The 25,752-nt window shown below is 61.5% G+C and carries 26 protein-coding genes and 1 tRNA gene; 1 reads left to right on the top strand and 26 read right to left on the bottom strand.

The window, feature by feature from the left end; all coding sequences use genetic code 11:
• Position 1: 1 nt before the first annotated feature.
• The 20 genes from nuoH to rpsO form a co-directional block, all read right to left on the bottom strand.
• Positions 2–1,084 (bottom strand): NADH-quinone oxidoreductase subunit NuoH, encoded by a 1,083-nt coding sequence (gene nuoH / locus VPH40_RS07975; RefSeq protein ID WP_071076363.1) that lies wholly within the window; start codon positions 1,082–1,084, stop codon positions 2–4.
• Entirely contained in the window at positions 1,084–3,417 is a 2,334-nt protein-coding gene (nuoG, locus tag VPH40_RS07980; protein WP_328573159.1) for an NADH-quinone oxidoreductase subunit NuoG, read from the bottom strand. The genes nuoH and nuoG overlap by 1 nt, the downstream gene beginning before the upstream one ends.
• A gap of 22 nt (positions 3,418–3,439) precedes the next feature.
• Positions 3,440–4,735 (bottom strand): NADH-quinone oxidoreductase subunit NuoF, encoded by a 1,296-nt coding sequence (gene nuoF, locus VPH40_RS07985; protein ID WP_010399729.1) that lies wholly within the window; start codon positions 4,733–4,735, stop codon positions 3,440–3,442.
• Positions 4,732–5,211, bottom strand: a complete 480-nt coding sequence (gene nuoE / locus VPH40_RS07990; protein ID WP_034749989.1) for an NADH-quinone oxidoreductase subunit NuoE — start codon at positions 5,209–5,211, stop codon at positions 4,732–4,734. Before nuoE ends, nuoF begins: the two co-directional genes overlap by 4 nt.
• A gap of 12 nt (positions 5,212–5,223) precedes the next feature.
• The gene (locus VPH40_RS07995; RefSeq protein ID WP_034749992.1) at positions 5,224–6,477 is read right to left on the bottom strand and encodes an NADH-quinone oxidoreductase subunit D; all 1,254 of its coding nucleotides are present in this window, start codon (positions 6,475–6,477) and stop codon (positions 5,224–5,226) included.
• A complete protein-coding gene (locus VPH40_RS08000; RefSeq protein WP_289898458.1) occupies positions 6,477–7,070 on the bottom strand; it encodes an NADH-quinone oxidoreductase subunit C in 594 nt (197 codons plus the stop codon). Before VPH40_RS08000 ends, VPH40_RS07995 begins: the two co-directional genes overlap by 1 nt.
• Positions 7,071–7,087: 17 nt before the next feature.
• Entirely contained in the window at positions 7,088–7,564 is a 477-nt protein-coding gene (locus VPH40_RS08005; protein WP_010399733.1) for a NuoB/complex I 20 kDa subunit family protein, read from the bottom strand.
• Positions 7,565–7,567: 3 nt separating this feature from the next.
• Entirely contained in the window at positions 7,568–7,927 is a 360-nt protein-coding gene (locus VPH40_RS08010; RefSeq protein WP_010399734.1) for an NADH-quinone oxidoreductase subunit A, read from the bottom strand.
• A 177-nt stretch (positions 7,928–8,104) separates the two neighbouring features.
• Positions 8,105–8,189, bottom strand: a tRNA-Leu gene (locus VPH40_RS08015).
• 191 nt (positions 8,190–8,380) lie between these two features.
• On the bottom strand, positions 8,381–8,785 hold the full coding sequence (gene secG / locus VPH40_RS08020; protein WP_034749996.1) for a preprotein translocase subunit SecG: 405 nt from the start codon (positions 8,783–8,785) through the stop codon (positions 8,381–8,383).
• A gap of 28 nt (positions 8,786–8,813) precedes the next feature.
• Positions 8,814–9,563: a triose-phosphate isomerase gene (gene tpiA / locus VPH40_RS08025; protein WP_305052718.1), complete on the bottom strand. Its 750-nt coding sequence runs from the start codon at positions 9,561–9,563 to the stop codon at positions 8,814–8,816.
• 72 nt (positions 9,564–9,635) lie between these two features.
• Positions 9,636–10,616 (bottom strand): NAD(P)H-quinone oxidoreductase, encoded by a 981-nt coding sequence (locus VPH40_RS08030; RefSeq protein WP_328573160.1) that lies wholly within the window; start codon positions 10,614–10,616, stop codon positions 9,636–9,638.
• Between the two features lie 71 nt (positions 10,617–10,687).
• Positions 10,688–11,296, bottom strand: coding sequence for a tetratricopeptide repeat protein (locus VPH40_RS08035; protein WP_305052720.1), 609 nt, complete (start codon positions 11,294–11,296; stop codon positions 10,688–10,690).
• A 63-nt stretch (positions 11,297–11,359) separates the two neighbouring features.
• Positions 11,360–12,121: a GIN domain-containing protein gene (locus VPH40_RS08040; protein ID WP_099388387.1), complete on the bottom strand. Its 762-nt coding sequence runs from the start codon at positions 12,119–12,121 to the stop codon at positions 11,360–11,362.
• A gap of 109 nt (positions 12,122–12,230) precedes the next feature.
• Positions 12,231–12,440 (bottom strand): hypothetical protein, encoded by a 210-nt coding sequence (locus tag VPH40_RS08045; protein ID WP_099667156.1) that lies wholly within the window; start codon positions 12,438–12,440, stop codon positions 12,231–12,233.
• Between the two features lie 151 nt (positions 12,441–12,591).
• Positions 12,592–14,544, bottom strand: coding sequence for a methyl-accepting chemotaxis protein (locus VPH40_RS08050; RefSeq protein WP_180278727.1), 1,953 nt, complete (start codon positions 14,542–14,544; stop codon positions 12,592–12,594).
• Between the two features lie 121 nt (positions 14,545–14,665).
• Positions 14,666–14,962 (bottom strand): hypothetical protein, encoded by a 297-nt coding sequence (locus tag VPH40_RS08055; protein ID WP_289904221.1) that lies wholly within the window; start codon positions 14,960–14,962, stop codon positions 14,666–14,668.
• Between the two features lie 9 nt (positions 14,963–14,971).
• Positions 14,972–15,667 (bottom strand): hypothetical protein, encoded by a 696-nt coding sequence (locus VPH40_RS08060; RefSeq protein WP_328573161.1) that lies wholly within the window; start codon positions 15,665–15,667, stop codon positions 14,972–14,974.
• Between the two features lie 226 nt (positions 15,668–15,893).
• On the bottom strand, positions 15,894–18,011 hold the full coding sequence (pnp, locus tag VPH40_RS08065; RefSeq protein WP_010399742.1) for a polyribonucleotide nucleotidyltransferase: 2,118 nt from the start codon (positions 18,009–18,011) through the stop codon (positions 15,894–15,896).
• 232 nt (positions 18,012–18,243) lie between these two features.
• The gene (gene rpsO, locus VPH40_RS08070; RefSeq protein WP_010399743.1) at positions 18,244–18,513 is read right to left on the bottom strand and encodes a 30S ribosomal protein S15; all 270 of its coding nucleotides are present in this window, start codon (positions 18,511–18,513) and stop codon (positions 18,244–18,246) included.
• Between the two features lie 185 nt (positions 18,514–18,698).
• On the opposite strand from rpsO, the gene bamE reads away from it, so the two are divergent.
• The gene (bamE, locus tag VPH40_RS08075; RefSeq protein WP_289916427.1) at positions 18,699–19,196 is read left to right on the top strand and encodes an outer membrane protein assembly factor BamE domain-containing protein; all 498 of its coding nucleotides are present in this window, start codon (positions 18,699–18,701) and stop codon (positions 19,194–19,196) included.
• A 132-nt stretch (positions 19,197–19,328) separates the two neighbouring features.
• Here bamE and VPH40_RS08080 read toward each other — a convergent pair whose 3' ends face one another.
• From VPH40_RS08080 to VPH40_RS08105, 6 genes are all read right to left on the bottom strand, one after another.
• Positions 19,329–20,873: a 2-isopropylmalate synthase gene (locus VPH40_RS08080; protein WP_328573162.1), complete on the bottom strand. Its 1,545-nt coding sequence runs from the start codon at positions 20,871–20,873 to the stop codon at positions 19,329–19,331.
• Positions 20,874–20,921: 48 nt separating this feature from the next.
• Positions 20,922–21,773 (bottom strand): CDP-diacylglycerol--serine O-phosphatidyltransferase, encoded by an 852-nt coding sequence (pssA, locus tag VPH40_RS08085; protein WP_077407095.1) that lies wholly within the window; start codon positions 21,771–21,773, stop codon positions 20,922–20,924.
• Between the two features lie 157 nt (positions 21,774–21,930).
• The gene (locus tag VPH40_RS08090) at positions 21,931–22,698 is read right to left on the bottom strand and encodes an SIMPL domain-containing protein (protein ID WP_328573163.1); all 768 of its coding nucleotides are present in this window, start codon (positions 22,696–22,698) and stop codon (positions 21,931–21,933) included.
• 101 nt (positions 22,699–22,799) lie between these two features.
• Positions 22,800–23,555, bottom strand: coding sequence for an SIMPL domain-containing protein (locus tag VPH40_RS08095; protein WP_251351414.1), 756 nt, complete (start codon positions 23,553–23,555; stop codon positions 22,800–22,802).
• Positions 23,556–23,761: 206 nt separating this feature from the next.
• Positions 23,762–25,000, bottom strand: a complete 1,239-nt coding sequence (locus VPH40_RS08100) for an MFS transporter (RefSeq protein ID WP_442906624.1) — start codon at positions 24,998–25,000, stop codon at positions 23,762–23,764.
• A gap of 190 nt (positions 25,001–25,190) precedes the next feature.
• Complete coding sequence (locus VPH40_RS08105) at positions 25,191–25,601, bottom strand: hypothetical protein (RefSeq protein WP_328573164.1); 411 nt, start codon at positions 25,599–25,601, stop codon at positions 25,191–25,193.
• Between the last annotated feature and the right edge of the window lie 151 nt (positions 25,602–25,752).

Below are 25,752 nucleotides of genomic sequence, written 5' to 3' on the forward strand. Positions count from 1 at the left end.
CTTACTTCCAAATATTCCAGGATGTCTGCATCCAGGCAGCGACGAAGACCAGGTAGACCAGCGTCAACGGGATAAACACTTTCCAGCCGAGGCGCATGATCTGGTCATAACGGTAGCGTGGGAAAGTACCGCGTACCCAGATGAACACCGACACGATGAAGAAGGTCTTGGCGAACAACCAGAAGAAGCCGCCGAAACCACCCCAGAACTCAAGGAAAGCAAATGGTGCGGACCAGCCACCGAGGAACATGATCGAAGCCAGGGCGCCGATCAGGATCATGTTGGCGTATTCGGCCAGCATGAACATGGCGTAGGCCATGCCCGAGTACTCGACCATGTGGCCGGCCACGATTTCCGACTCGCCTTCGACGACGTCGAACGGGTGACGGTTGGCTTCAGCCAGGCCCGACACCAGGTAGATGACGAACATCGGCAGCAGCGGCAACCAGTTCCACGACAGGAAGTTCACGCCCTTGTCGGCGAAGAAGCCGATTTGCTGGCCGCCAACGATATCGATGAAGTTCAGGCTGCCCGAGACCATCAGCACGATGACCATCACGAAGCCCATCGGGATTTCATACGAAATCATCTGTGCCGAAGCGCGCATGGCGCCCATGAACGAGTACTTCGAGTTCGAGGCCCAGCCGGCGATGATGATGCCGTAGACTTCCATCGAGGTAATCGCCAGCAGCATCAGCAAGCCTGCGTTGACGTTGGCCAGCACGGCTTGCGGGCCGAACGGCACGACCGACCAGGCGGCCAGGGCCGGCATGATGGTCATGATCGGGCCGATCACGAACAGGCCCTTGGCGGCCTTGGACGGGATGATGATCTCTTTGAACAAGAGTTTCAGCGCATCGGCGATCGGCTGGAGCAAGCCCAGCGGACCCACGCGGTTCGGGCCGACGCGGATCTGGATCCAGCCGATCAGCTTGCGTTCCCACAAGGTCAGGTAGGCAACCAGGCCCATCAGCGGCAGCAGCACGCACAGGATCTTGATCAGGGTCCAGAAGAACGGCCACGAGCCGCCCAGCAAATCCTGGCCGCTGCTGTTGATGACGTTTACAAATTCAGGCAGAGCCATCAGATTTTCCCCTCTGCTGTTTCAACTGTGATGTCACCGAACATGCCGCCCAGGCTAGCCGTCGAGGCATGCGCCGCCGACACTTTCACCACATTGGCTGGCAGGCCGGCATGGAGTGCCGCCACTAGGATGGCGCTGCCGGAGCCTTGCGCCACTTTGACCTTGTCGCCCGCCTTGATGCCCAGCTTGTCAGCCAGCGCCAGGGACAGGTGCGCTTGCGGCGCGGCGCCATCGACCGTGCGCAGCAGCGGTTCGGAGCGGCGTACCAGCGCGTCGGCGAAGTAGATCGGCACGTCGGCGATGCGTTGCAGCGCCGGCGAGGCCGGTGCATACGCTGCCGCTTCCGGGGCGTTCTTGGCGATGTTGTTCAGCTGTGCCGACAGATCGGTCACGCCGGCACCAAACGCTTCGTCGCGGATCGCTTCGGACGTGTCGTAGTCGAAACCGGCCAGGCCCAGGATGTTGCCCAGGACGCGCAGCACTTTCCAGGCTGGACGGGTATCGGCCAGCGGTTTCACGGTGCCGTTGAAGCTTTGCGCGCGGCCTTCGCAGTTGACGAAGGTGCCCGAGGTTTCAGCGAACGGGGCGATCGGCAGCAAGACGTCGGCGTAATCCATGCCGTGCTTGAAGGCGGACATGGCCACGACCATGTCGGCGCCATCCAGGGCGGCGCGGGCCGCTTGTGGATTGGCAGCATCGAGTTCCGGCTCCGCGTGCAGCAGCACGTAGGCTTTTTTCGGCACGGCAAACGCAGCTTGCACGTTGGCGCGCGGCTTGGCGACCAGGTGCGCGCCAACCGTGTTGGCCGCTTCCGTCAGGTAACCGAGCTTGGCGCCCGTCTGTTCGGCGATCCATTGCGCGGCAGCATGCAGTTGCGACGCTTGCGGGTGTTGCGTTGCCGCATTACCCAGCAGCACGGCGCCGTTGTCGCCGGCCATCAGGCTGGCGGCAATCGCGACGGCCACGTCCGAAGCGCTCACCGCTTCGAAACCGGCTGGTGCGGCGATTTCTTTCGCTTTAGCAACAGCAACGACCACTTCCGACAAGGCCGCCAGCCAATCGCCAGGCGCGACGATCATCTTGTTGGCGATGGTGATCAATTGATCATCGTCGGAGGCGTGCAGGATCGACAGCTTGGCGCCGCCCTTGACGGACGCGCGCAGACGCGTGGTCAGCAATGGGTGATCCTTGCGCAGGAACGAGCCGATGACGAAGGCGCGCTTGATCTGGCCAAATTCGTTGATCGGCATGCCCAGCCAAGGTTTGACGGACGCGTCGAGCGCGAAGTCGGTCTGGCGCAGGCGGAAGTCGACGTGCTCGGAACCGAGACCGTTGGCGACTTTCTGCAGCAGGACCAGCTCTTCGACCGTCGAATGCGGCGTTGCCAGCGCGGCGATGGCGTCGGCGCCATGCTCGTGCTTGATATTTTTCAAACCGTGCGCCACGTATTCCAGTGCCGTTTGCCAATCGACTTCTTTCCACTCGTTGCCTTGTTTCAGCATCGGGGAAGTCAGGCGTTCGGCGCTGTCCAGCGCTTCGTACGAGAAACGGTCCTTGTCCGAGATCCAGCACTCGTTGACGGCTTCGTTTTCCAGCGGCAATACGCGCTTGACCTTGCCAGCTTTCACTTGCACGATCAGGTTCGCGCCCAGGCCGTCATGCGGGCTGACCGATTTGCGGCGCGACAGTTCCCACGTACGGGCGCTGTAGCGGAACGGCTTCGAGGTCAGTGCGCCGACCGGGCACAGGTCGATCATGTTGCCCGACAGTTCGGAGTCGACCGTCTGGCCCACGAAGGACACGATTTCCGAGTGCTCGCCACGGCCGATCATGCCCAGTTCCATCACGCCGGCCACTTCCTGGCCAAAGCGTACGCAACGGGTGCACTGGATGCAGCGCGACATTTCTTGCATGGACACCAGCGGACCGGCTTCCTTCGGCTGCACGACGCGCTTGTCTTCCTTGTAGCGCGATTCGCTCTTGCCGTAACCCACTGCCAAGTCTTGCAACTGGCATTCGCCGCCCTGATCGCAGATAGGGCAATCGAGCGGGTGGTTAATCAGCAAGAATTCCATGACCGACTTTTGCGCCTGCACAGCTTTATCGCTGGCGGAGCGCACGATCATGCCGGCACTGACCGGGGTCGCACAAGCGGGCAAAGGCTTGGGCGCCTTTTCCACTTCGACCAGGCACATGCGGCAGTTCGCTGCGATCGACAATTTCTTGTGATAGCAGAAGTGCGGAATGTAGGTTCCCAATTTGTTGGCGGCGTCCATCACCATGCTACCAGCAGGGACTTCGACTTTTTTGCCGTCTATTTCGATTTCAACCATGGTGATCGTTACCTGACGCAGCTTAGATATATGCGGGCACTAAGCAATGCTTGTGCTCGATATGATATTCAAATTCTTCACGGAAATTCTTAATGAAGGCCCGTACCGGCATGGCAGCCGCATCGCCCAGCGCGCAAATGGTGCGGCCCTGGATGTTGTCGGCGATCGAGTTGAGCATGTCCAGGTCGTCTGGACGACCCTGCCCCTGCTCGATGCGGTGCACCATGCGGTACATCCAGCCTGTGCCTTCACGGCAAGGCGTACACTGGCCGCACGATTCTTCAAAGTAGAAGTAGGACAGGCGTTCCAGCGCCTTTACCATGCAGCGTGTTTCGTCCATCACGATGACGGCGCCCGAACCCAACATCGAACCGGCTTTCGCGATCGAGTCGTAGTCCAGGTCGGTCTGCATCATGATGTCGCCGCGGATCACCGGAGCGGACGAGCCGCCAGGGATCACGGCCTTGATCTTTTTGCCACCGCGCATGCCGCCTGCCAGTTCCAGCAGGGTCGCAAACGGGGTGCCGAGCGGCACTTCGTAGTTGCCCGGTTTTTCCACGTCGCCCGAGATCGAGAAGATCTTCGAACCGCCGTTGTTCGGCTTGCCCATCGCCAGATATTTCTCTGGACCAATGTTCAGCACGAAAGGCACGGCCGCGAAGGTTTCCGTGTTGTTGATCGTCGTCGGCTTGCCGTACAGGCCAAACGAGGCAGGGAAAGGCGGCTTGAAGCGCGGCTGGCCTTTCTTGCCTTCCAGCGACTCCAGCAGGGCCGTTTCTTCGCCGCAGATGTAGGCGCCATAACCATGGTGCGCATGCAACTGGAACGAGAACTCGCTGCCCATGATCTTGTCGCCCAGGAAACCGGCGGCGCGCGCCTCTTCCAGCGCTTCTTCGAAACGCAGGTATTCCTGGAAGATTTCACCGTGGATATAGTTATAACCGACGGTGATACCCATCGCATAAGCGCCAATGGCCATGCCTTCGATCAGCGCATGGGGATTGTAACGAATGATGTCACGGTCCTTGAAAGTGCCCGGTTCGCCTTCATCTGTATTGCAGACGAGGTATTTTTGACCCGGGAACTGGCGCGGCATGAAGCTCCACTTCAAGCCGGTAGGGAAACCCGCGCCGCCACGGCCGCGCAAGGACGAAGCCTTGAGGTCGGCGATGATCTGTTCCGGCGTGATTTTCTCTTCCAGGATACGCCGCAGGGCCGAATAGCCGCCGCGGTTCACATAATCTTGCAAATGCCAGTTCTTGCCATCCAGATCCTTCAGGATCAATGGATCGATATGGCGGTTGTGGAGTGACGTCATTTCTTGAGTTCCTCCAGCATGGCGTCGATTTTCTCGTTCGACATCCAGCTGCACATGGTTTTATTACTGACTAGCAAGACAGGCGCATCGCCGCAAGCACCCATGCACTCGCCTTCAACCAGGGTGAACTGGCCGTCTGCGGTGGTTTCGCGGAAATCGATACCCAGTTTCTGCTTCAGGTAGTCTGCAGCGCGCACGCCGCCCGACAGGGCGCATGGCAGGTTGGTGCACACGGTGATCTTGTGCTTGCCCACGGGTTTCACGTTGTACATATTGTAGAACGTGGCCACTTCCTGCACGGCAATCGCCGGCATGCCGATGTAATCGGCCAGTTCCTTCATGGTTTCCGGCGCCAGCCAGCCCAGTTCATCCTGGGCATGGGCCAGCGCGGCCATGACGGCCGACTGACGCTGGTCGGCCGGGTACTTGGCCAGCTCGCGGTCAATTTTCTTATAGCATTGCTCTGATAACAACATACTTTTTGCCTCTTAGCGGTCAATACTGCCGAACACGATATCTTGCGTCCCGATGATGGTCACGGCGTCGGCAAGCATGTGCCCACGCGCCATCTCGTCGAGCGACTGCAAGTGGGCGTAGTCTGGCGCGCGCAGTTTCATGCGGTACGGCTTGTTGGCGCCGTCGGACACCAGGTACACGCCGAACTCGCCCTTCGGATGTTCCACGGCGCTGTAGGCCTCGCCTGGCGGCACGTGGAAACCTTCCGTGAACAGCTTGAAGTGGTGAATCAGCGATTCCATGTTGGTCTTCATGTCGACGCGGCCCGGAGGCGCCACCTTGCGGTTGCTGGTCATGACAGGACCTTCATTGTTGCGCAGCCACTCCACGCATTGCTTGATGATGCGGTTCGACTGGCGCAGCTCTTCCACGCGGACCAGATAGCGGTCGTAGCAATCGCCGTTGGTGCCGATAGGAATATCGAAATCCATCAAGTCGTACACTTCGTACGGCTGTTTCTTGCGCAAGTCCCACTGCACGCCCGAGCCGCGCAGCATGGCGCCCGTGAAGCCCATGGCCAGCGCATCTTCCGGCGAGACCACGCCGATGCCGACGGTACGCTGTTTCCAGATACGGTTGTCGGTCAGCAAGGTTTCGTACTCGTCCACGGAGTTCGGGAAACGGCGCGCGAAGTCTTCGATGAAGTCCAGCAGGGAACCCTGGCGGTTTTCGTTCAGCTTGCCGATGGCCTTGGCGTTGCGGATGATCGATGCCTTGTGCTGCGGCATCGCATCCGGCAAGTCGCGGTACACGCCGCCCGGACGGTAGTAGGCCGCGTGCATGCGCGCGCCCGAGACTGCCTCGTAGGCGTCGAACAAGTCTTCGCGGTCGCGGAAGCAATACAGGAACGGGCCCATGGCGCCGACGTCCAGCGCGTGGGTGCCGAGCCACATCAGGTGGTTCAGGATACGCGTCATCTCGTCGAACATGACGCGGATGTATTGCGCGCGCAGCGGCACTTCCAGGCCCAGCATCTTTTCGATGGCCATCACGTACGCATGTTCATTGCACATCATCGAGACATAGTCGAGACGGTCCATGTACGGCACGGATTGCAGGTAGGTCTTCTGTTCAGCCAGCTTTTCGGTGGCGCGGTGCAGCAGGCCGATATGCGGGTCGGCGCGCTGGATGACTTCGCCATCCATCTCCAGCACCAGGCGCAGCACACCGTGCGCGGCCGGATGCTGCGGCCCAAAGTTCAGGGTGTAGTTCTTAATCTCAGCCATTATTTCATCCCGTAATGTTCTTCGCGGATCACGCGCGGCACGTTTTCCCGCGGCTCGATCGTCACGGGCTGGTAAATCACGCGCTTTTGTTCCGGATCGTAGCGCATCTCGACATAGCCGGAGACGGGGAAATCCTTGCGGAACGGATGGCCGATGAAACCGTAGTCGGTCAGCAGGCGGCGCAAGTCGTTGTGGCCTTCGAAGAGGATGCCCAGCAGGTCGAATGCTTCGCGCTCGTACCAGTTGACGGCACGCCAGATGCCGACCACGGAGGGCAGCAGCGGCATGTCGTCGTCCGGCGCGAACACGCGCACGCGCACGCGCCAGTTGTGCTTGACCGACAGCAAGTGCGAAACGGCCGCGAAACGCAGGCCATCCCAGCTACCGTCGCCATAGGTCGAGTAGTCGACGCCGCACAGGTCGAGCAATTGCTCGAAATGCAGGGCCGGATCGTCGCGCAGGGTCAGCATCACGGCCAGGTAGTCCTCGGCCTTGACGACCAGGGTGACTTCGCCCAGCGCAACCGTCGTGCTAACGCGATCGCCCAGGGCAGTGCCGAGGGCGTTTTGCAATACTTCTAAATGTGTTGTCATAATCTGAAGCGGCCCCGTTAGCGTGCGATCGTGCTGGTACGCTTGATCTTGTTCTGCAACTGCATGATGCCGTACAGCAAGGCTTCAGCGGTCGGAGGACAGCCAGGCACATACACGTCGACGGGCACGATGCGGTCGCAACCGCGCACCACGGAATAGGAGTAATGGTAGTACCCGCCGCCATTGGCGCAGGAACCCATCGAGATGACCCAGCGTGGCTCTGCCATCTGGTCGTAGACCTTGCGCAGGGCCGGCGCCATCTTGTTGCACAGGGTGCCGGCAACGATCATGACGTCGGACTGACGCGGCGACGGACGAAACACGACGCCGAAACGGTCCATATCGTAGCGGGCTGCGCCCACATGCATCATTTCGACCGCACAGCAGGCCAGACCGAACGTCATCGGGAACATAGACCCGGTGCGCGCCCAGTTGATCAGCTTGTCGGCCGAGGTGGTGATGAAACCTTCGCTTAATACGCCTTCAATAGCCATGGCTTATTCCCAGTCAAGGGCACCTTTCTTCCAAATGTACCAAAATCCGACCACGAATTCAGCGATGAACACCATCATCGTGACGAAACCGGCCCAGCCCAGGTCGCGCATTGCAACGCCCCATGGGAAAAAGAATGCCGTTTCCAGATCGAACAAAATAAACAGGATTGCGACCAGATAGTAGCGCACATCAAATTTCATGCGCGCGTCTTCGAATGCTTCAAAGCCACATTCGTACGGGGAGAGTTTTGCTGCGTCGGGCTTGTTAGGGCCTAACAGGCGCCCCAGGAGCTGGGGAGCGATACCGACACCAAGGCCGATAATAATGAACAGCAGGACGGGGAAGTAATTTTCGAGGTTCACGATTGATGAGCTTATATTGAACGATCGGTTAAATGAGGACGCTGCGATCATTTGCAGCGTATCTAACGCACGACCCCAATCAAAGCTAAGACCAGGATCGAACGACACATCCTCGTAAAAAAAGCCAGCAACTTTGTACGAGCCATGGCTCGTGCGCCGTTGCTGGCTTCTGATTTCTGGTGCCGACGACGAGACTCGAACTCGTACAGCTTTCGCCACTACCCCCTCAAGATAGCGTGTCTACCAATTTCACCACGTCGGCGGTAAGGCCCGTATTCTACTCTGCTTTGCCGCTAAAGTTAATGCACAAATGCATCAAAACACAGATAAAAACGATAAATTTTTACATCTTCCAGCGCGCCACGATTTTTTCCTGCCGCACTGCTAAAACATTGAGCAATAATCTGCCCGTAATGAGAATTACTCTCGATGAGGTATCGAGCTGATACAGAATTACTTCGGAATCGCGCCGGCCGGGGTGCTGGCAACCGGAGCCGCCGCTGCCGGAGCGCTGGCAGCCGGAGCTGCCGCTGGCACCGTCGTCGGGATCGCGCCCGCGCCGGTGACCGGCACTGGCTTGACGACTTTATCCATCACGCCGCCGCCGACCGTGGTGGCGCGTTGATTCGCCATCAGCGACAGGGCCAGGGTGGCGCCGAAGAAGATCGCGGCGGCAACGCCCGTCGATTTCGACATGAAGTTCGACGAACCCGTCGCACCGAACAGGCTGCCCGAGGCGCCCGAACCGAAGGCGGCACCCATGTCGGCGCCCTTACCGTGCTGCAACAACACCAGCGCGATAATCGACAAAGCCGAAATAACCTGTACTACCACTACCAGATTGAACATCATGTTCATTGCAATTCCATTCTTAGTTTAAAGTAATTCAATCAGCGGCGTGAATAATCGCCAGGAAATCCGCCGCCTTCAATGCTGCTCCACCGATCAGACCGCCATCGATATCCGGCATCGCCATCAATTCTTTCGCGTTCTCCGGCTTCATGCTGCCGCCGTACAGGATTTGCACGCCGGCGGCCGCTACCGCATTCTTTGCCACCAGCTGGGCGCGCAATACCTGATGCACGTCCTGCGCCATTTGCGGCGTGGCGGTCTTGCCCGTGCCGATGGCCCAGACTGGCTCATAGGCCAGCACCAGTTTCGCCACGTCGTCGGCGGAAATCGCCGCCAGCACGGCGCCCAGTTGCTGCGCCACCGCGGCATTGGTCTGGCCCGCTTCGCGCTGCGCCAGGGTTTCGCCGATGCAGACGATGGGCGTGATGCCCGCCGCCAGCGCCGCAACCGTCTTGGCCGCCACCTGCGCATCGCTCTCGCCATGGTAGGCGCGACGCTCGGAATGCCCGATCACCACGTAGCCGCAGCCAAAATCCTGCAGCATGGCGGCCGAGATTTCTCCCGTGTAGGCGCCGCTGGCGTGCGCGGACACATCCTGCGCGCCCCAGCCAAGGGCCGTGCCTGCCAATTGCGCCTGGCACTGCGCCAGATACGGCGCAGGCACACAGACTGCGCTGGCGGCGCCAGAGGCAGCCAGGCCAGCAACTATTTCAGACAATAACACCGCGTTCGAGGTGCGACTGCCGTTCATTTTCCAATTTCCGACGACGAGTTTGCGACGCATAGTAGCCTAAATTCTAATAACCCGTCATTCTAACTCCGGCACCGATGCCGGTCAAACAGGCAGTGCCCCGTTTCAGGCAACTTGCAACATGATCTTGCCCACGTGCGTGCTCGCCTCCATCAAGGCATGCGCCTCGTTGGCTTTTTCCAACGGGAAAGTTTGATAGATCACGGGCTTGATCTTGCCCGCCTCGATCAGCGGCCAGACGGTCGCGCGCAAATGGCTGGCGATGGCCGCCTTGAAGGCGACGGAACGGGGACGCAGGGTGGAACCCGTCACCGTCAGGCGGCGGCGCAGCAAGCTACCCAGGTCCAGTTCCGCCTTGGTGCCGCCCTGCACGGCGATCAGACCGATGCGGCCATCGTCGGCCAGGCAATCGATTTCGCGCGGCAGGTAGTCGCCGCCCACCATGTCGAGAATGACGTCGACGCCTTTGCCACCGGTCAATTCCTTGACGACGGCGACGAAATCTTCCGTGCGGTAGTTGATACCCCGTTCGGCGCCCAACGCCTCGCAGGCGCGCGCCTTCTCGTCGCTGCCCGCCGTGGCGAACACGCGATGCCCCAGGGCGGCGGCCAGCTGGATGGCCGTCACGCCGATGCCGGACGTGCCGCCCTGCACCAGTAACGTTTCGCCGTCAAGCAGCGCGCAGCGGTCGAAGACATTGCTCCAGACGGTAAAGAAGTTTTCCGGCAGGGACGCGCCTTCCAGCGCCGTCAAGCCTTGCGGCAAGGGCAGGCACTGGCCGCTTGGGGCGGCGCAGTATTCGGCATAGCCGCCGCCCTGCACCAGCGCGCAGACCAGGTCGCCCTTCTTGAATGCGGTATTGGCAAAGTCGCCATCGACGACTTCGCCCGCCACTTCCAGGCCCGGCAAGTCGGACGCGCCGGCGGGCGGCGCGTACTTGCCCAGGCGCTGCAGCACGTCGGGACGGTTGATGCCGGCCGCGTGCACCTTGATCAGCAGTTCGCCCGCCTTAAATTGCGGCATGGGACGTTCCGCGATCTGCAAAACGTCGGCGGGACCTGGCTGGCTGATGGCAACTGCACGCATGGCGGGACTCTCTCAAGGGAAAACGGCGATTGTACGCCAAGCCGCCCTCCCCTGCAGACCACCGCCCCGTCTTAACCGGCGCCCGTTTTCGACTGGCGCGGCAAGGGCGTGCCCGGCTTCCATTTCGCCGACAGGGCTTGCCCCTCTTCGACTTGCTCATGCGTCATCTTGCGCACCACGGCGGCGCGCTGGTCGGCCGCATTCGCGTTGCCGTTCGCCGCCGCCAGGTTCCACAGCATGTAGGCGATGACGTTGTCCTGCTGCACGCCACCCATGTGGTAGCGGTACATCAGGCCCAGCACCTGCTGCGCCTCGGCATGATTCTGCTCGGCCGCCTTGCGGAACCAGCCCACGGCTTGCCTATGATCCTGCAGCACGGCGTTGCCCGTGTAATACATGGCACCCACCACATACTGGGCGTCGGCCTTGCCCTGCTCGGCCGCCTTGCGGTGCCAGAACATGGCTTGCTTGTAATCCTGCGGCAAGCCCCGTCCCATGTAATACATCAAGCCCAGCAAATGCTGGGCATCGGCGTTGCCGGTCTTGGCAAGGGGCAATATTTCCTTGTAGGCCAAGGCGTAATTCTTGTTGTTGTAGGCACTGGCGCCTTCGGCGAAGCCAGCCCGCGCGGGTAGCTGTATCGTCAACAGCATGAGTAATGTAATGATCAGTTTTTTCATCGGAATGGGATGTGGTCTGACTACTTATTCTTGTCCTGCCAAAAGGCCTGCGGCAGGATGCTTTTACTTCCAGCTAACTTTGCCCAGGCCCTCGACGCTGACATCGCGGTTGACCGGCTTGCCGTACACCACCACCGAACCGAGCCCGCTCAAGTTCAGCTTGGCATTCGTATGGGCATTCACCGTGGCGTTGCCGAGGCCGCTCAATTCCAAGTTCACGGCGTCCGCTTCGAATTGCTGCGCATTCAGGCTGCCCAGGCCGCCCAGGCTGGCTTTCAAGAGTCGTCCGCGTCCGCCCAGCACGACAGAGCCCGCGCCCTGCAAGTCCAGCTCGGCCCGCTCATTGTTACCGATCCATATCTGCATGCTGCCCACGCCGCCCAGGCTGGCATTGAGCTTGCGGTAGTCGCCCACCAGCTTGATGCTTCCCGCCCCTTCCAGCGACAGGGTCAGTTCCTCGCCCTTGAAACCCGTGATGTCCGTGCTGCCGAAGCCTTCCGAGCTCAGCTCGCGCAAATTCGGCAAGACCAGGTCGGCGCGTATCGACGAAGGGCCGATCTTGAAGCCGCGCACTTCCGTTTCGATGTGCAGGGTATCGCCGCTTTGCGCCGTGCTGACATCGGCGATGTAGCGCTTGTCGGCCGTGATGCTCAGCGAAGGCACGTTGCCCTGGCGAATGCGCACCTCCATCACGCCATCGAGCTTGACGCGCACCACGCGGGCGTCGATGTTGCGCATTTCCAGCAAGCGGGTCTCGGCGGCCGCGCCGCGCACCAGGCCCAGAGTCGCCAGGAACAGCAGCGCCAATTGCAGTGTCTTTTTCATGTAGTGCATCCTCGGTATCTTGTTTTTATGTGTCGCGGCGCCCTCGTGGGACTCGCGCGCATCGCCGCTGGCTGCCACTGTAGCAGCAGCAAAAATTGCTGACAATCAATTATGCAAAACGGGCTTTTTCCAAGGCGGTCAGGCGCTTGGCCTTGACCACCACCACTTGCATGGCCGCCTTGTTCGCTGGCGCGGCCAGGGTGGCCGTGGAACTGGCCACTTGCAGGGCCGGGGCGGCCGGGGCGATGGCGTAGCAGCTGGCGCCGAGCAGGATGGCGGCGGCAACGGCGATGACTTCCATGTTTTTAGCGACGTTCATTTGAATCTCCTCGGGTGTCTGGCAGTGGGCTTGCGGTATGGTGTCACTATAGCCATACCACTCCCGGCAGACACGCCGATTGCGACGAACTGCGCTTTTGGCAGGCTGGCCTGACAAAAACGCGGATGAACGTCGATTTACTGCTGCGCGCTTAAAACTCTTCCCACTCGTCGGCGCCGGACTTGGCCGCCTTGACGGGCTTGGCCGGCGACAGCGCGCGGGCTGGCGCGCGCGGCGCGGGGGCACGAACGGCCGGCTTCGCCTTGAGGCGCGTCACGGGCGCGGGCGCTGCGGCAGGACCCGCATCGCCGAGGCGGAACATGCCGACGGCTTGCGCCAGGTCCACGGCCTGCTCCTGCAGGCTTTCCGCGGCAGCGGCGGCTTGCTCGACGAGGGCCGCGTTTTGCTGCGTCATGGTATCCATGTGCGTGACGGCCGTATTGATCTCGCCGATGCCGGCGCTCTGTTCGCGGCTGGCCACCGTGATTTCGCTCATGATGGTCGTCAATTGCTGCACCGACGCCACCACCTGGTCCATGGTCTGACCCGCCTCATCGACGAGGCGCCCGCCCGCATCGACTTTTTCCACCGAATCGCCGATCAATTCCTTGATTTCCTTCGCCGCGCCGGCAGACCGTTGCGCCAGGTTGCGCACTTCGGACGCCACCACGGCAAAGCCCCTGCCCTGCTCGCCAGCGCGCGCCGCCTCGACGGCCGCGTTCAGGGCCAGGATATTCGTCTGGAAGGCGATGCCGTCGATCACGCCGATGATGTCGACGATCTTGCGCGAGCTTTCCTGGATGCCGGCCATGGTGCCGACTACTTGCTGCACCACGCGGCCGCCCTTGGCCGCCACTTCCGAGGCGGACACGGCCAGCTCATTGGCCGCATGCGCGTTTTCCGCATTCTGCTTGACGGTCGACGTCAGCTCATCCATCGAACTGGCCGTTTCTTCCAGCGCGCCCGCCTGCGCTTCCGTGCGCGAAGACAGGTCGGCATTGCCTGCAGCAATATCGGCCGACTCGCTGCGCACCAGGGTGCTGATGCTGCGGATCTGCACCAGCACGGTAGCGATCTTTTCGACGAACAAGTTGAACGCCTTGGCGATCTGCGCCAGCTCGTCCGTGCCTTCCGCGTCGAGGCGGCTGGTCAGGTCGCCGTCGCCCGTGGCGATCGCTTCCATCGCGTCGCGCACCAGGCCCAGGCGGCGCAAGGCGCGCGCCACCAGCACGCTCAAGACCGTGGCGGCCAGGGCCAGTACCAGCAGGGCCGTCAGGGCCGAGGCGCGCAGCATGGAGCTCAAGGCTTGCGTCGCTTCTGCGCGGTCGAGCACGGTCGCCAGCAGCCAGTCGCTGCCCGGCACCTTACTCACATGCAAGATGCCATTGCGTTCGCCCAGGCGAATGGCGGCGCCGTCACCGCTCTTTTCGATGTCGGCCAGCGCCTGCGCACTGAGGCCCGGATCCAGCTCGGCCAGCGGCTTCAGGGTCAGCTTGCCGTCCGGGTGGGCGATGATCTTGCCGCCGCCATCGACGAGGAAGGCATAGCTGGACGCCGTCGGCTTGATCGAAGCGACGTTTTGCACCACCGCATCCATCATCACGTCGGCCGCCATCACGCCCGTCACGCTGCCCTTGCCGCCCAGCGGCTCGGCAAACGTCACCACCAGCTTGCCCGTGCTGGCGCCGATGTAGGGCGCCGTGATGATGGGGCCGCCCACTTCGGACGCCAGCTTGTACCAGGGCCGCGCCGTGGGATCGTAGTCGGCGGCGCGCTTGCGCTCCTGCGAAAAGACGGCGTGCTTGTCGGCAAAGCCGATATACGCCATGTCGAAGGTGCCGGCCTGCTCGGCCGCCTTCAGGGCCGGCAGCGGATCGGCCGCCGTGGCGCCCTGCTTGAGCGAGCCCACGACGGCTTGCTTGGAACGCAGCCATTCGGCGATGGCCGCGGCATGGCTGTGCGACAACTGCAGCATCTGCGTGTCGAGCGCGGCCAGGGTGCTGGAGCGGGTAGTGAAAAAGTTGGCGATGGCGACGGCCAGCATGGCCAGCACGACGATGGAAACGGCGATGGCGATCAGCCGCGCCTTAAGGGAGGACAACATGGTGCATCCAATAAAAAAGAGAAAATCGGGAGGGATGCGCCATGGTCAGGGAATAAGATTTTGTCGTCAAGCAATACTGACAGTCAATTACCCATAAACAACAATTGATACCATATATTAATCAGATCTCGCCGCGCAGCTTGCGCAGGGCCGGCGATTCGCCGCCCGTCGCCTCGATGCGGAAACGGGCGAATGCCTGCTCCAGCTCGGGGTAACGGCGCAAGCCGCCTTCCGTAAAATAACGCCCGCCGGGGATATCGCCCCACGGCAGGGGCGCCGTCAAGGCGCCGCTGCCCGCCAGGGCCAGCAGCGGCTCCAGCGCGCTGCGCAGGTCGGCCACTTCCCCATCGGCGGGCGCCAGGCGCGCCAGCAACTGTTCCAGTTCGGCGGCATGGGCTTGCAGGCGCGGTTGATCCATCATCTCTCCTCAATTCTTGATCGTGCCGATCAGCACGGGGACCGACCACAGGCTGCGGTTGGGCAGCAGATACTGCTGCGCCCCACCCTTGCGCCGCACCAGCCCGCCCAGCTCTTCCGTCGGCGCCACCTGGCTGACGAACACGCTGACGGTACCCTTGGGCATGACCTGATACACATCATACAGCGGCGCCTCGCTCTTCAAGGGCAAGCCGAAACAGTCGGCTAGGCTGGCGCACTGGCCCGAAGCCAGCTGCAATTGCGCGCTGGTGGTGAAATACGGCGAGTACGGCGACACATTCTGGCCATGCGGCACGATCTTCACCAGCGCGGCCGACATGGCTTGCACATCGGGCAAGGTGCTGCCGGAGGCGAGCTGCTCGACCGCGCGCGCGTAAATCGTCTCGGCCGGAGCGGCAGGATCGGCGGCGCGCAGTTCGCGCAGGAATTGCTGGCCCGGCGCGCTGTCCAGGTAGGGATCGATGGCTTCGCGCTGCAAGCCCGCCGTCCTGAAGGTGCTGAGGTCATTGATTTCGCGCGCATGCACGGCGCGCAAGGCGTCGAGGTCTTGCGCCGGCATGGCCGCGGACGCGGCGGCGATAGGGATGGGCAACGGCACCGGCGTCGGTGCGCTGTCCAGCTGCGCCCGGACACCGGGCGCGAAGGCAAGCAGAAAGGCGGCGGCCAGCCCGCAGTATGTGCGCATGCTGCATCTCCTTGGAAGACTCGTTCAGGGGAAGATCCCATGCCGAATCTACAGAGAGCAGCGGCGGCCGATACGCGCTGGATCAAGGCCGGTGCAGACAGGCGGGCAAGCCGGCACACGCCTTCGATAAAGCGCAAACGCGGCGCATAAAAAAACCGCCAGGGCTTGCGCGCCGGCGGTTTTTGAGCATGCGGCCGAAGCCGCACTCAGGCGAACCTGAAGGACATTAAGCGGCTGGCGCTTCGTTGCCTTCGGCAGCTTTCATCGACAGTTTCAAACGGCCGCGGTCGTCCGTTTCCAGCACTTTGACGCGCACCAGCTGGCCTTCTTTCAGGTAATCGGCCACGGCGTTGACGCGCTCGTTGGCGATCTGCGAGATGTGCAGCAAGCCGTCCTTGCCTGGCATGACTTGCACGATGGCGCCGAAGTCCAGCAGTTTCAGCACGGTGCCTTCGTAGGTCTTGCCCACTTCGACGGAAGCGGTCAGTTCTTCGATACGGCGCTTGGCTTCCTGGCCGGCAGCGGCGTCGACGGAAGCGATGGTGACCACGCCTTCGTCGCTGATGTCGATCTGGGTGCCCGTCTCTTCGGTCAGCGCGCGGATCACGGCGCCGCCCTTGCCGATCACGTCACGGATTTTTTCCGGGTTGATCTTGATGGTGATCAGACGCGGTGCGAAATCCGACAGTTCGGTTTTGACGTGCGGCATGGCTTTTTGCATTTCGCCCAGGATGTGCTCGCGGCCTTCCTTGGCTTGCGCCAGTGCCACTTGCATGATTTCCTTGGTGATGCCCATGATCTTGATGTCCATCTGCAGCGCCGTGATACCGTTGCGGGTACCGGCTACCTTGAAGTCCATGTCGCCCAGGTGATCTTCGTCGCCCAGGATGTCGGACAGCACGGCAAACTTGCCGCCTTCCTTGATCAGGCCCATGGCGATACCGGCCACGTGCTCTTTCATCGGCACGCCGGCGTCCATCAGTGCCAGGCAGCCGCCGCACACCGATGCCATCGACGAGGAACCGTTCGATTCCGTGATTTCCGATACCAGGCGCACCGAGTAGCTGAACTCTTCAGCTGCTGGCAGGGCGGCGATCAGCGCGCGCTTGGCCAGGCGGCCGTGGCCGATTTCGCGGCGTTTTGGCGTACCGACACGGCCCGTTTCGCCGGTGGCGAATGGAGGCATGTTGTAATGCAGCATGAACGAATCGGTGAACTCGCCCATCAGCGCATCGATCTTCTGGCTGTCGCGGGCGGTGCCCAGCGTAGCGACGACCAGCGCTTGCGTTTCGCCGCGCGTGAACAGGGCCGAACCGTGGGTGCGTGGCAGCACGCTGGTGCGGATCGAGATCGGACGCACGGTGCGCGTGTCGCGGCCGTCGATGCGTGGCTCGCCGTCCAGGATTTGCGTACGCACGATTTTCGCTTCGATGTCGAACAGGATGTTGTTGACTTCAGCGCTGTCGATCGACGCGCCGCCGGCGGCAGCCGCTTCGGCCGACAGGTCGGCGATCACTTCCGACGTCGCCGCTTTCAGCTTGGCCGTACGCTCTTGCTTGTCCTTGGTTTGATACGCGTCATTGATCTTGGCGTTGGCGAAATGCGCGACGCGGGCGATCAGTGCTTCGTTTTTCGGCGCAGGCGCCCATTCCACTTCCGGCTTGCCGCCGTCACGCACCAGGTCGTGAATCGCGTCGATGACGACTTTCATCTGGTCGTGGCCGAAGACCACGGCGCCCAGCATGATTTCTTCGGACAGTTGTTTCGCTTCCGATTCGACCATCAGCACGGCCGTTTCGGTACCGGCGACCACCAGGTCCATTTCCGACGTTTTCAGTTGCTGGACGGTCGGGTTCAGGATGTACTGGCCATTGGCGTAACCGACGCGCGCGGCGCCGATAGGACCGTTGAAAGGCACGCCCGATACGCACAGGGCAGCCGAGGCGCCGATCATGGCGGCGATGTCCGGATCGATTTCAGGGTTGACCGACAGCACGTGAATGATGACTTGCACTTCATTCAGGTAGCCTTCCGGGAACAGCGGACGGATAGGACGGTCGATCAAACGGGATGTCAGTGTTTCTTTTTCGGAAGGACGGCCTTCGCGCTTGAAAAAACCGCCCGGGATTTTACCGGCAGCATAGGTTTTCTCGACATAATCAACCGTCAAAGGGAAGAAATCCTGGCCTGGCTTGGCATCTTTGCGTGCCACCACCGTTGCCAGAACGACGGTATCTTCGATCGACACCAGCACTGCGCCGGATGCCTGACGTGCGATTTCGCCGGTTTCCAGGGTCACTTGATGTTGACCGTACTGGAAGGTTTTCGTAACTTTGTTAAACATGGGGTATCCCTTTTCTAATTGCCGACAGATTTTCAGGGGCTGTCGTTCACCTCACCACAGGCGGCGTAAAAATGCTGCCTTTACTTGTTGCCACCTTTGCTACTTTACTTTTAAAACATGATATCGGTAGAGAATACTGTACTTCTCGACATAAATCCGGAATTCAAATGACAAAATGCCCGCGTCAGCGAACTGGCGCAGGCATTTCTGTATAAACCTTGTACGGCAAAAATTACTTGCGCAGACCAAGTTTAGCGATCAGGTCGCGATAACGGGTAGCGTCTTTAGCCTTCAGGTAGGACAACAGGCTCTTACGACGGTTGACCATCATGATCAGGCCGCGGCGGGAGTGGTGATCTTTCGAGTGGGCTTTGAAGTGGCCGTTCAGTTCGTTGATGCGAGCTGTCAGCAGTGCAACTTGCACTTCAGGGGAGCCGGTGTCGTTTTGACCACGTGCGTTGTCCGCGATGATAGCGGCTTTGTTGATGTTTTCTACTGTCATGATAAACCTTTCACATGCGGTGCACAGAGTCTGAACCCTATCCACCGTGAACTACGATTATTAAAATACTGGCCTATGCTGCCAACCAGACGCGCAAGTATATCGGAAAAATGCCCGCCTGTATCCTGCCGTGCGCGCTTTTCTCGGTGCATGATAGGGTTTTCCTGCATTTCAGGAGGTCAAACATGAAAAATCTGCTCAAATTAGCAACACCCATGCTGTTTGCCGTCCTGGCCGGCTGCGCCAGCTGGAACGTCCCGCCGCCCCAGCCGGGCGAGCCGCGCGCCGCCGTGGAAGCGCGCCTGGGCCGGCCAAGCAACATCTACCAGCTGCCCACGGGCGCGGAACTGGAATACGCGACGGGCCCCTACGGCCAGTACACGTACATGGCCCGTTTCGGCCCCGACGACAAGCTCATTTCCTACGAGCAAGTGCTCGACACGCCGGGCTTTGCCCGCATCAAGGTGGGCGTATCGACCCAGCAAGACGTGCTGCACACCCTGGGCCGCCCGACGGAAACGTCGTATCTGTCGCTGCCGAAACTGCACGTCTGGTCCTACCGCTACAAGGAATCGGGCGTGTGGGATTCCATGATGCACGTGCACTTCGACCACGACGGCATCGTGCGCATGATGATGAACGGGCCCGACCCTGCCAAGGAGGAGCGGCGGTTTTTCTGGTGATTCATTACCTGTGCAACAACGCCTGATAAAACCGTAGCGAGCGGAAGAGAGAGGTGGCTAAGAAGCGCAAGCGTACTCTGGTACGGTGAGCATCAAATTCTGGGGTCAGACCCGGCGGGTCTGCCCCCCGACTTACGGCTGGGGATCGATACGCTCATCCTTCGCGTGTAATTTGTTCAGCGCCGACAGATACGCCTTGGCCGACGCGACGATGATGTCCGGGTCGGCGCCCACGCCGTTGACGATGCGCCCGTCGCGCGCCAATCGCATGGTGACTTCGCCCTGCGACTGCGTGCCCGTGCTGATGGCATTGACGGAGAACAAGACCAGCTCCGCGCCGCTGGCGGCCGCGCTTTCGATGGCGTTGACGGTGGCGTCGACGGGACCGTCGCCCCGCCCTTCGCAGCTCAGTTGCTTGCCGCCGACGAGGAATTCCACGCGCGCATGCGGCACGGCCCCCGTCGTCGACTGCTGCGTCAGTGAAATGAAACGGTAGTGCTCACTCTCCTGCGCCTGCTGTTCCTCGCTGACGAGGGCCATGATGTCTTCGTCGAAAATCTCGGATTTCCGGTCTGCCAGCTCCTTGAAGCGGATGAAGGCGGCATTGATGTCCGCTTCCGATTCCAGCGCGATGCCCAGCTCATGCAGCCGCTGCTTGAAGGCGTTGCGGCCCGACAATTTCCCCAGCACGATCTTGTTGGCCGTCCAGCCCACGTCTTCGGCGCGCATGATTTCATACGTCTCGCGCGCCTTTAAAATGCCGTCCTGGTGGATGCCGGACGCGTGCGCAAAGGCGTTCGCGCCGACGACGGCCTTGTTCGGCTGCACGGCAAAGCCCGTGATCTGCGACACCATCTTGGATGCCGCCACGATTTGCGTCGTGTCGATACCCACCGTCAAGTTGTAATAGGCGGCGCGCGTGCGCAGCGCCATCACCACCTCTTCCAGCGCCGTGTTGCCGGCCCGCTCGCCCAGGCCATTGATCGTGCATTCGATTTGCCGCGCGCCGCCTATCATGACGCCGGCCAGCGAATTGGCCACAGCCAGGCCCAGGTCGTTATGACAATGGACAGACCAGATGGCTTTATCGGCGTTCGGGATGCGTTCGCGCAAGCGGCGGATGGTGGCGCCGAAGATTTCCGGCACGGCATAGCCCACCGTATCGGGGAAATTGATGGTGGTGGCGCCCTCGGCGATCACGGCTTCCAGCACGCGGCACAGGAAATCCTCGTCGGAGCGGCTGCCGTCTTCGGGGCTGAATTCGATGTCGTCCGTGAACTGGCGCGCGTAGCGCACGGCGTTTTGCGCTTGCGTAAGCACTTGCTCTGGCGTCATGCGCAGCTTCATCTGCATGTGCAGGGGCGACGTGGCAATGAAAGTGTGGATGCGCTTGCGCTCGGCCGGCGCCAGCGCTTCGGCGGCGCGGGCGATGTCGCGGTCGTTGGCGCGCGACAGCGAGCAGATGGTCGATTCGCGCACGGCGCCGGCTATCGCCCGTATCGACTCGAAGTCGCCTTGCGAGGCGGCGGCGAAGCCCGCTTCGATCACGTCAACCTTCAGGCGCTCGAGCTGCTTGGCGATGCGCAGCTTTTCCTCGCGCGTCATGGAGGCGCCCGGCGATTGCTCGCCGTCGCGCAAGGTGGTGTCAAAAATGATGAGTCGGTTGCTGGTGCTCATGGCTGCTCCTGGCTGGCTGAAGACTGGCGACGCTACCGACTCAGCGCATCAATGCTCGGGGTCGGTCTGGATAATGCTGACGGGCTTGCCCTTCGCCATGCGCCAGAAGAACACGGCGTAGCCGGACAGGCCATAGGCGACGAAAATCGGGAACAGCACTTTCGGCGGGTCGATGGAGATGAGCGCAAAGAACAATGCCAGCAGGAATACCACGATGAACGGCACGGACTTGCGGAAATTCACATCCTTGAAGCTGTAGAACGGCACGTTGGTGACCATGGTCAGGCCGGAAAACAGGGCGATCGCCCACGACACCCAGGCCAGCTGGTTGCCGGCAAATTCCAGGTCGTTCATCAACAGGATGAAGCCGGCCACCATGGCCGCCGCCGCCGGGCTGGGCAAGCCCTGGAAGAAGCGCTTGTCGACCACGGCGATATTCGTGTTGAAACGGGCCAGGCGCAAGGCCGCGCCGGCGCAATACACGAAGGCGGCCAGCCAGCCCAGCTTGCCCATGCCGCGCAGCGACCATTCGTAGATCACCAGCGCGGGCGCGGCGCCGAAGGACACCATGTCGGACAGGCTGTCGTACTGGGCGCCGAATTCGCTCTGCGTATTCGTCAGGCGCGCGATGCGGCCGTCGAGGCCGTCGAGGATCATGGCGATGAAGATGGCCCAGGCCGCGTGTTCGAATTTCTGGTTCATGGCCATGACGATGGCGTAGAAACCGCAAAACAGGGCTGCCGTCGTGAAGGCGTTCGGCAACAGATAGATGCCGCGGCGGCGCAAGGTTTTCTTGCCAGTGCCATCGGTCACCGGCTGGCGCACGAATTTGCTGAAGCGGGACGCTTTGGATGCTGCGGGAGTGCCGTTCTTGCCTCTACGACGGGGGAAGTTTGCCATGTTGTTCCATATCTTGTGTACTGCGGGGGAATCGGTGCCAGATGGCGGGCGCATGACTGTCTCGCCATGCGCCCGCCGATATTGCCATTATAGAGGAGCTACCGCCAAAGAAAAGCGTGGCGGCGTCAAGCTGACAATATTGATCCCGAAGCTAGCCTTATTTGAACTTGACCTTCGCCACCAGGCCCATGTTGAGGGTCGTTTCGCCTGGCTCGAAGCTCGGTTCGGCCACCTGGTTGCCGCCATAGCCCATGGTGTCGGCACTCATGTTGCGCGCGCCGGCCACGTTGACGCGCTGCGCGTAATTGCCCGAGCCTTCGAAATCGATGGTGTCGATCACGGCGTCATTGACATTGCGGCCCATGGCGCCGGCGATGGCGGCCACGCGTTCGTTCAGGTTCTTGTAGGCGGCGACGATGCGCTGGTCGTCGAGCTTGCGGATGGTGGCGGGCGCCAGGCCGAAGTTCAGGCGGTTCAGGGTCAGCACGCCTTGCGCCGCGGAAACGGTTTTCGGCAAGGCGGCCAGGTTGGTCGTCGTGACCTGCAGGTATTGGCCCACTCTCCAGCCCGTCGGCACGCGCGGCTTGGCGGCGACGCCTGGCGGCAGCGGCGCCGTTTCCGGGTACACGGCATACGTGTAGTAGCCCTGGGTCTTCAGCACGGCTTGCGGATCGGCTTTCTTGACGATGGCGGCGCCCTGGTTCATCTTCTGGTTCACGCGCGAGGCGGCGGCGGCCTTGTCCTTGTCCTGCTCTTCGATGGCCAGGGTGACGGTCACCTGGTCATTCGCATGCACCACTTCGCCATTCGCGGGCACCACCACGAGGGTGCCGGAAGTGGGCAAGGCCTGGGCTTGTGCGCCCAGGGCAACGGTAGCGGCGGCGGTAACGACAGCGGCGGCCAGCATGGTTTTCATGACGGTCATGGTGTTCTCCTGAAAAATAATGGGGCAAAAACGACCATGGGGCCAACAGCCCCATGATTTTTAAAACAGTCTAACGCGGAATTGTTTCCACGCTAATGCACTTACTTGAACTTGACCTTGCCGACGACACGCATGTCGAGCGTCGTTTCGCCCGGCTCGAAGCTCGGTTCGGCGACGGTGCTGTCTTCAGCCATCTTGGCGCTGCGCATCATCATCGGTGCGGCGGCAGCACGGTTTTCGGTGACATAGTTGCCCGAACCTTCGAAGTCCACCGTATCGAGCACGGCGTCGGCAACGTTGCGGCCCATGGCCTTGGCGATGGCGGCCACGCGTTCGTTGAGGTTCTTATACGTGGCGGCGATGCGCTGATCGTCCAGCAGGCGGATGGTTTCCGGCTTCAGGCCGAAATTCAAGCCATTCAGGGTCAGCACGCCTTGCGCCGCCGACACGGTTTTTGGCAGGGTCGCCAGATTGGCCGTCGTCACTTCCAGGTACTGGCCCACGCGCCAGGCCGTCGGCAAACGCGGCTTGGCCACGGCGCCGGCTGGCAATGGGCGCTCTTCCGGATACACGGGATAGGTGTAATAGCCATACGATTTCAGCGCGGCAGAAGGATCGGCCTGCTTGACGATGGCGATGCCCTTGTTCATCTTCTGGTTGACTCGCGACGCGGCGGCTGCCTTGTCCTTGTCCTGTTCTTCGACGGCCAGGGTAGCGACCACCTGGTCATTGACATGCTTGACTTCGCCAAACGCGGGTACGACCACCAGGGTGCCGTTGGTCGGCAGGGATTGGGCTTGTGCGCTCAGGGCAACGGTGGCAGCGGCGGCAACAAGGACGGATTTCATCACGGTCATGGGGTACTCCTAGGTAGTTAATATGGCTGACAGCCCGCGAAAGGGGTGGCTGTTGCCACCTCTTTCGCTTGAGAAACTTGTCAAACTGTGTAGATTCTAACGCCTCATTCATTCCTGTGGCGCAAATTAACAAATCGTCACAAAATGTGCTTGCCAGTCACATCTGCTCACATTTCAACACACTGTCATTCAAAATAACAATGTTATTAGTGACCCGCCACCGGGCCGCCGCTGCGCCGGCCCGGCTTGAAACTGTAGCGCCGCGCGCGCCAGGCGATGGTCAAGGCCACCAGCAGCAAGGCCAGCATGGCCCACGGGAACGAGGCCGCGCCATAACCGTCCAGCAGCACGCCGCCCGCCAGGCCGCCGCCCGCGATGGCCACGTTCCAGATGGTCGCCACCATCGCCTGCGCCACATCCATGCCGTCGCCGGCCGCGTCGGCCGACGCCGTCTGCAGCAAGGTGCCGGCGCCGCCAAAGGTAACGCCCCAGATGGCCATGCTGACATAGATGACGGCCGGCGAGTCCATCGCCAGGCCCAGCGCCACCACCACGCAGGCCAACGCGGCGAGGCAGCCCAGCACGAGCGGGCGCAGCCAGCGGTCGATCAGTTGGCTGACCAGCCAGATGCCGGCCAGCGAGCCCACGCCATACACGAGCAGCACCAGGTCGATGCGGGGACGCAAGCCGGACGGCGCCAGGAACGGCGCGATATAGGTATACAGAATGTTATGCGCCAGCATCCAGGCGACGATCACCGCCAGGATCGGCCGCACGCCCGGCGTCAGGAACACTTGGCGTATGCTCAGCCGCTCACCATTCTTTTGCCCCGGATAATCGGGCACGGCCACCAGTATCCAGGCGACCAGGACCACAGCCAGGCCGGACATGATGCCGAAGATGCTGCGCCAGCCCAGCACGCCGCCCATCAAGGTGCCCAGCGGCACGCCCAGCGACAGGGCCAGCGGCGTGCCGATCATGGCAATGGCCATCGCCCTGCCCTGCTGTTCCACGCTGACCATGCGGCGCGCATAGCCGGCCATCAAGCCCCAGGCCAGCCCGGCGGCCATGCCGGCCAGGAAGCGCGAAGCCAGCGCCACCATGTAATTGGGCGCCAGCGCCGTCATGGTATTAAAGACCAGGAAGCCGCCGACGGCCAGCAACAGCACCTTGCGGCGGCGCCAGCCGCTGGTCATGGCGGTCAGGGGGATGGCGGTCAGGATGGAGCCGATCGCAAACACCGTAACGAGCTGACCCGTCATGACTTCGGAAATGCCGAGGCCCTGCGAAATCTGCGGCAACAGGCCGGCGGGCAAGGTTTCGGCCAGGATGGCGATAAAGCTGGTCATCGCCAGCGCCAGCAAGGCGGCCAGCGGAAAGCGTCGGGAAATGGCAGTGCCGGCAGGGCCTGAAACAGGCACGGCGGCGGTCATACGGTCAGTCATGTGGGTACCTCGGGTTGCGCAGGCAGCGCCTCAACGAGCCTGGCGTGCTATCAAATAGCGGTAATGCGCGTTGCGGTCGGCAGATACCGAAACAGATGCAGCTATATGAAACTGCAAAGGAAGGGCGGAATTGTAGCGCAAACGCCGCGACGGCGTGCGCAGGGAAATAGCCGTGTTCAGGCAGCCATGCTCAGGCTGGCGTCATGCAGGCATCATTAGCCGCCTTGCGTGGCGAAAACCAGGCATTCGATTTCGGACTGTACAGGAAGGCGCAGATGACGGCGAACATGAGCGCGCCAGGCAAGACGTCCATCTTGACCGGCAAGGTCGCCAGGCAGAGCGCAATGTCGATCACGCCCCACACCAGATACACCGTGCGCGCGCCACGCTGCCGTTGCAGCATGGCCAGCGCCGCCACCAGGGTGATGCCCTGGCTGAAGAGCAAAATCGCGTATTGCACTTCGGCGGGAATCGCGCCGTCCCCCATTGCGGCCAGCATGGCGGGGTCGTGGCGGCCGAGGAAAGCCGACACCAGTGCAAACAGCGAGCCGATGACCAGAAACCAGCAGCTGACGGCAACCGCAACGGGGCGCTTGACCACATGAAGATTCCCGACAAAAACTTTAGAAAAAACAAGCATGAGGCTGACGGTATTGTTGAATGGGCCTGATTGTAACGGATGTTGCCAGCCAGGCGCCGGCGCACATAAAAAAGCCGGCTTGCGCCGGCTTTTTTATGGTGAATCAGCAAAA

Origin of the sequence: Janthinobacterium sp. P210005, assembly GCF_036231865.1 — a bacterium.
Taxonomy (GTDB): Bacteria; Pseudomonadota; Gammaproteobacteria; order Burkholderiales; family Burkholderiaceae_D; genus Janthinobacterium; species Janthinobacterium kumbetense.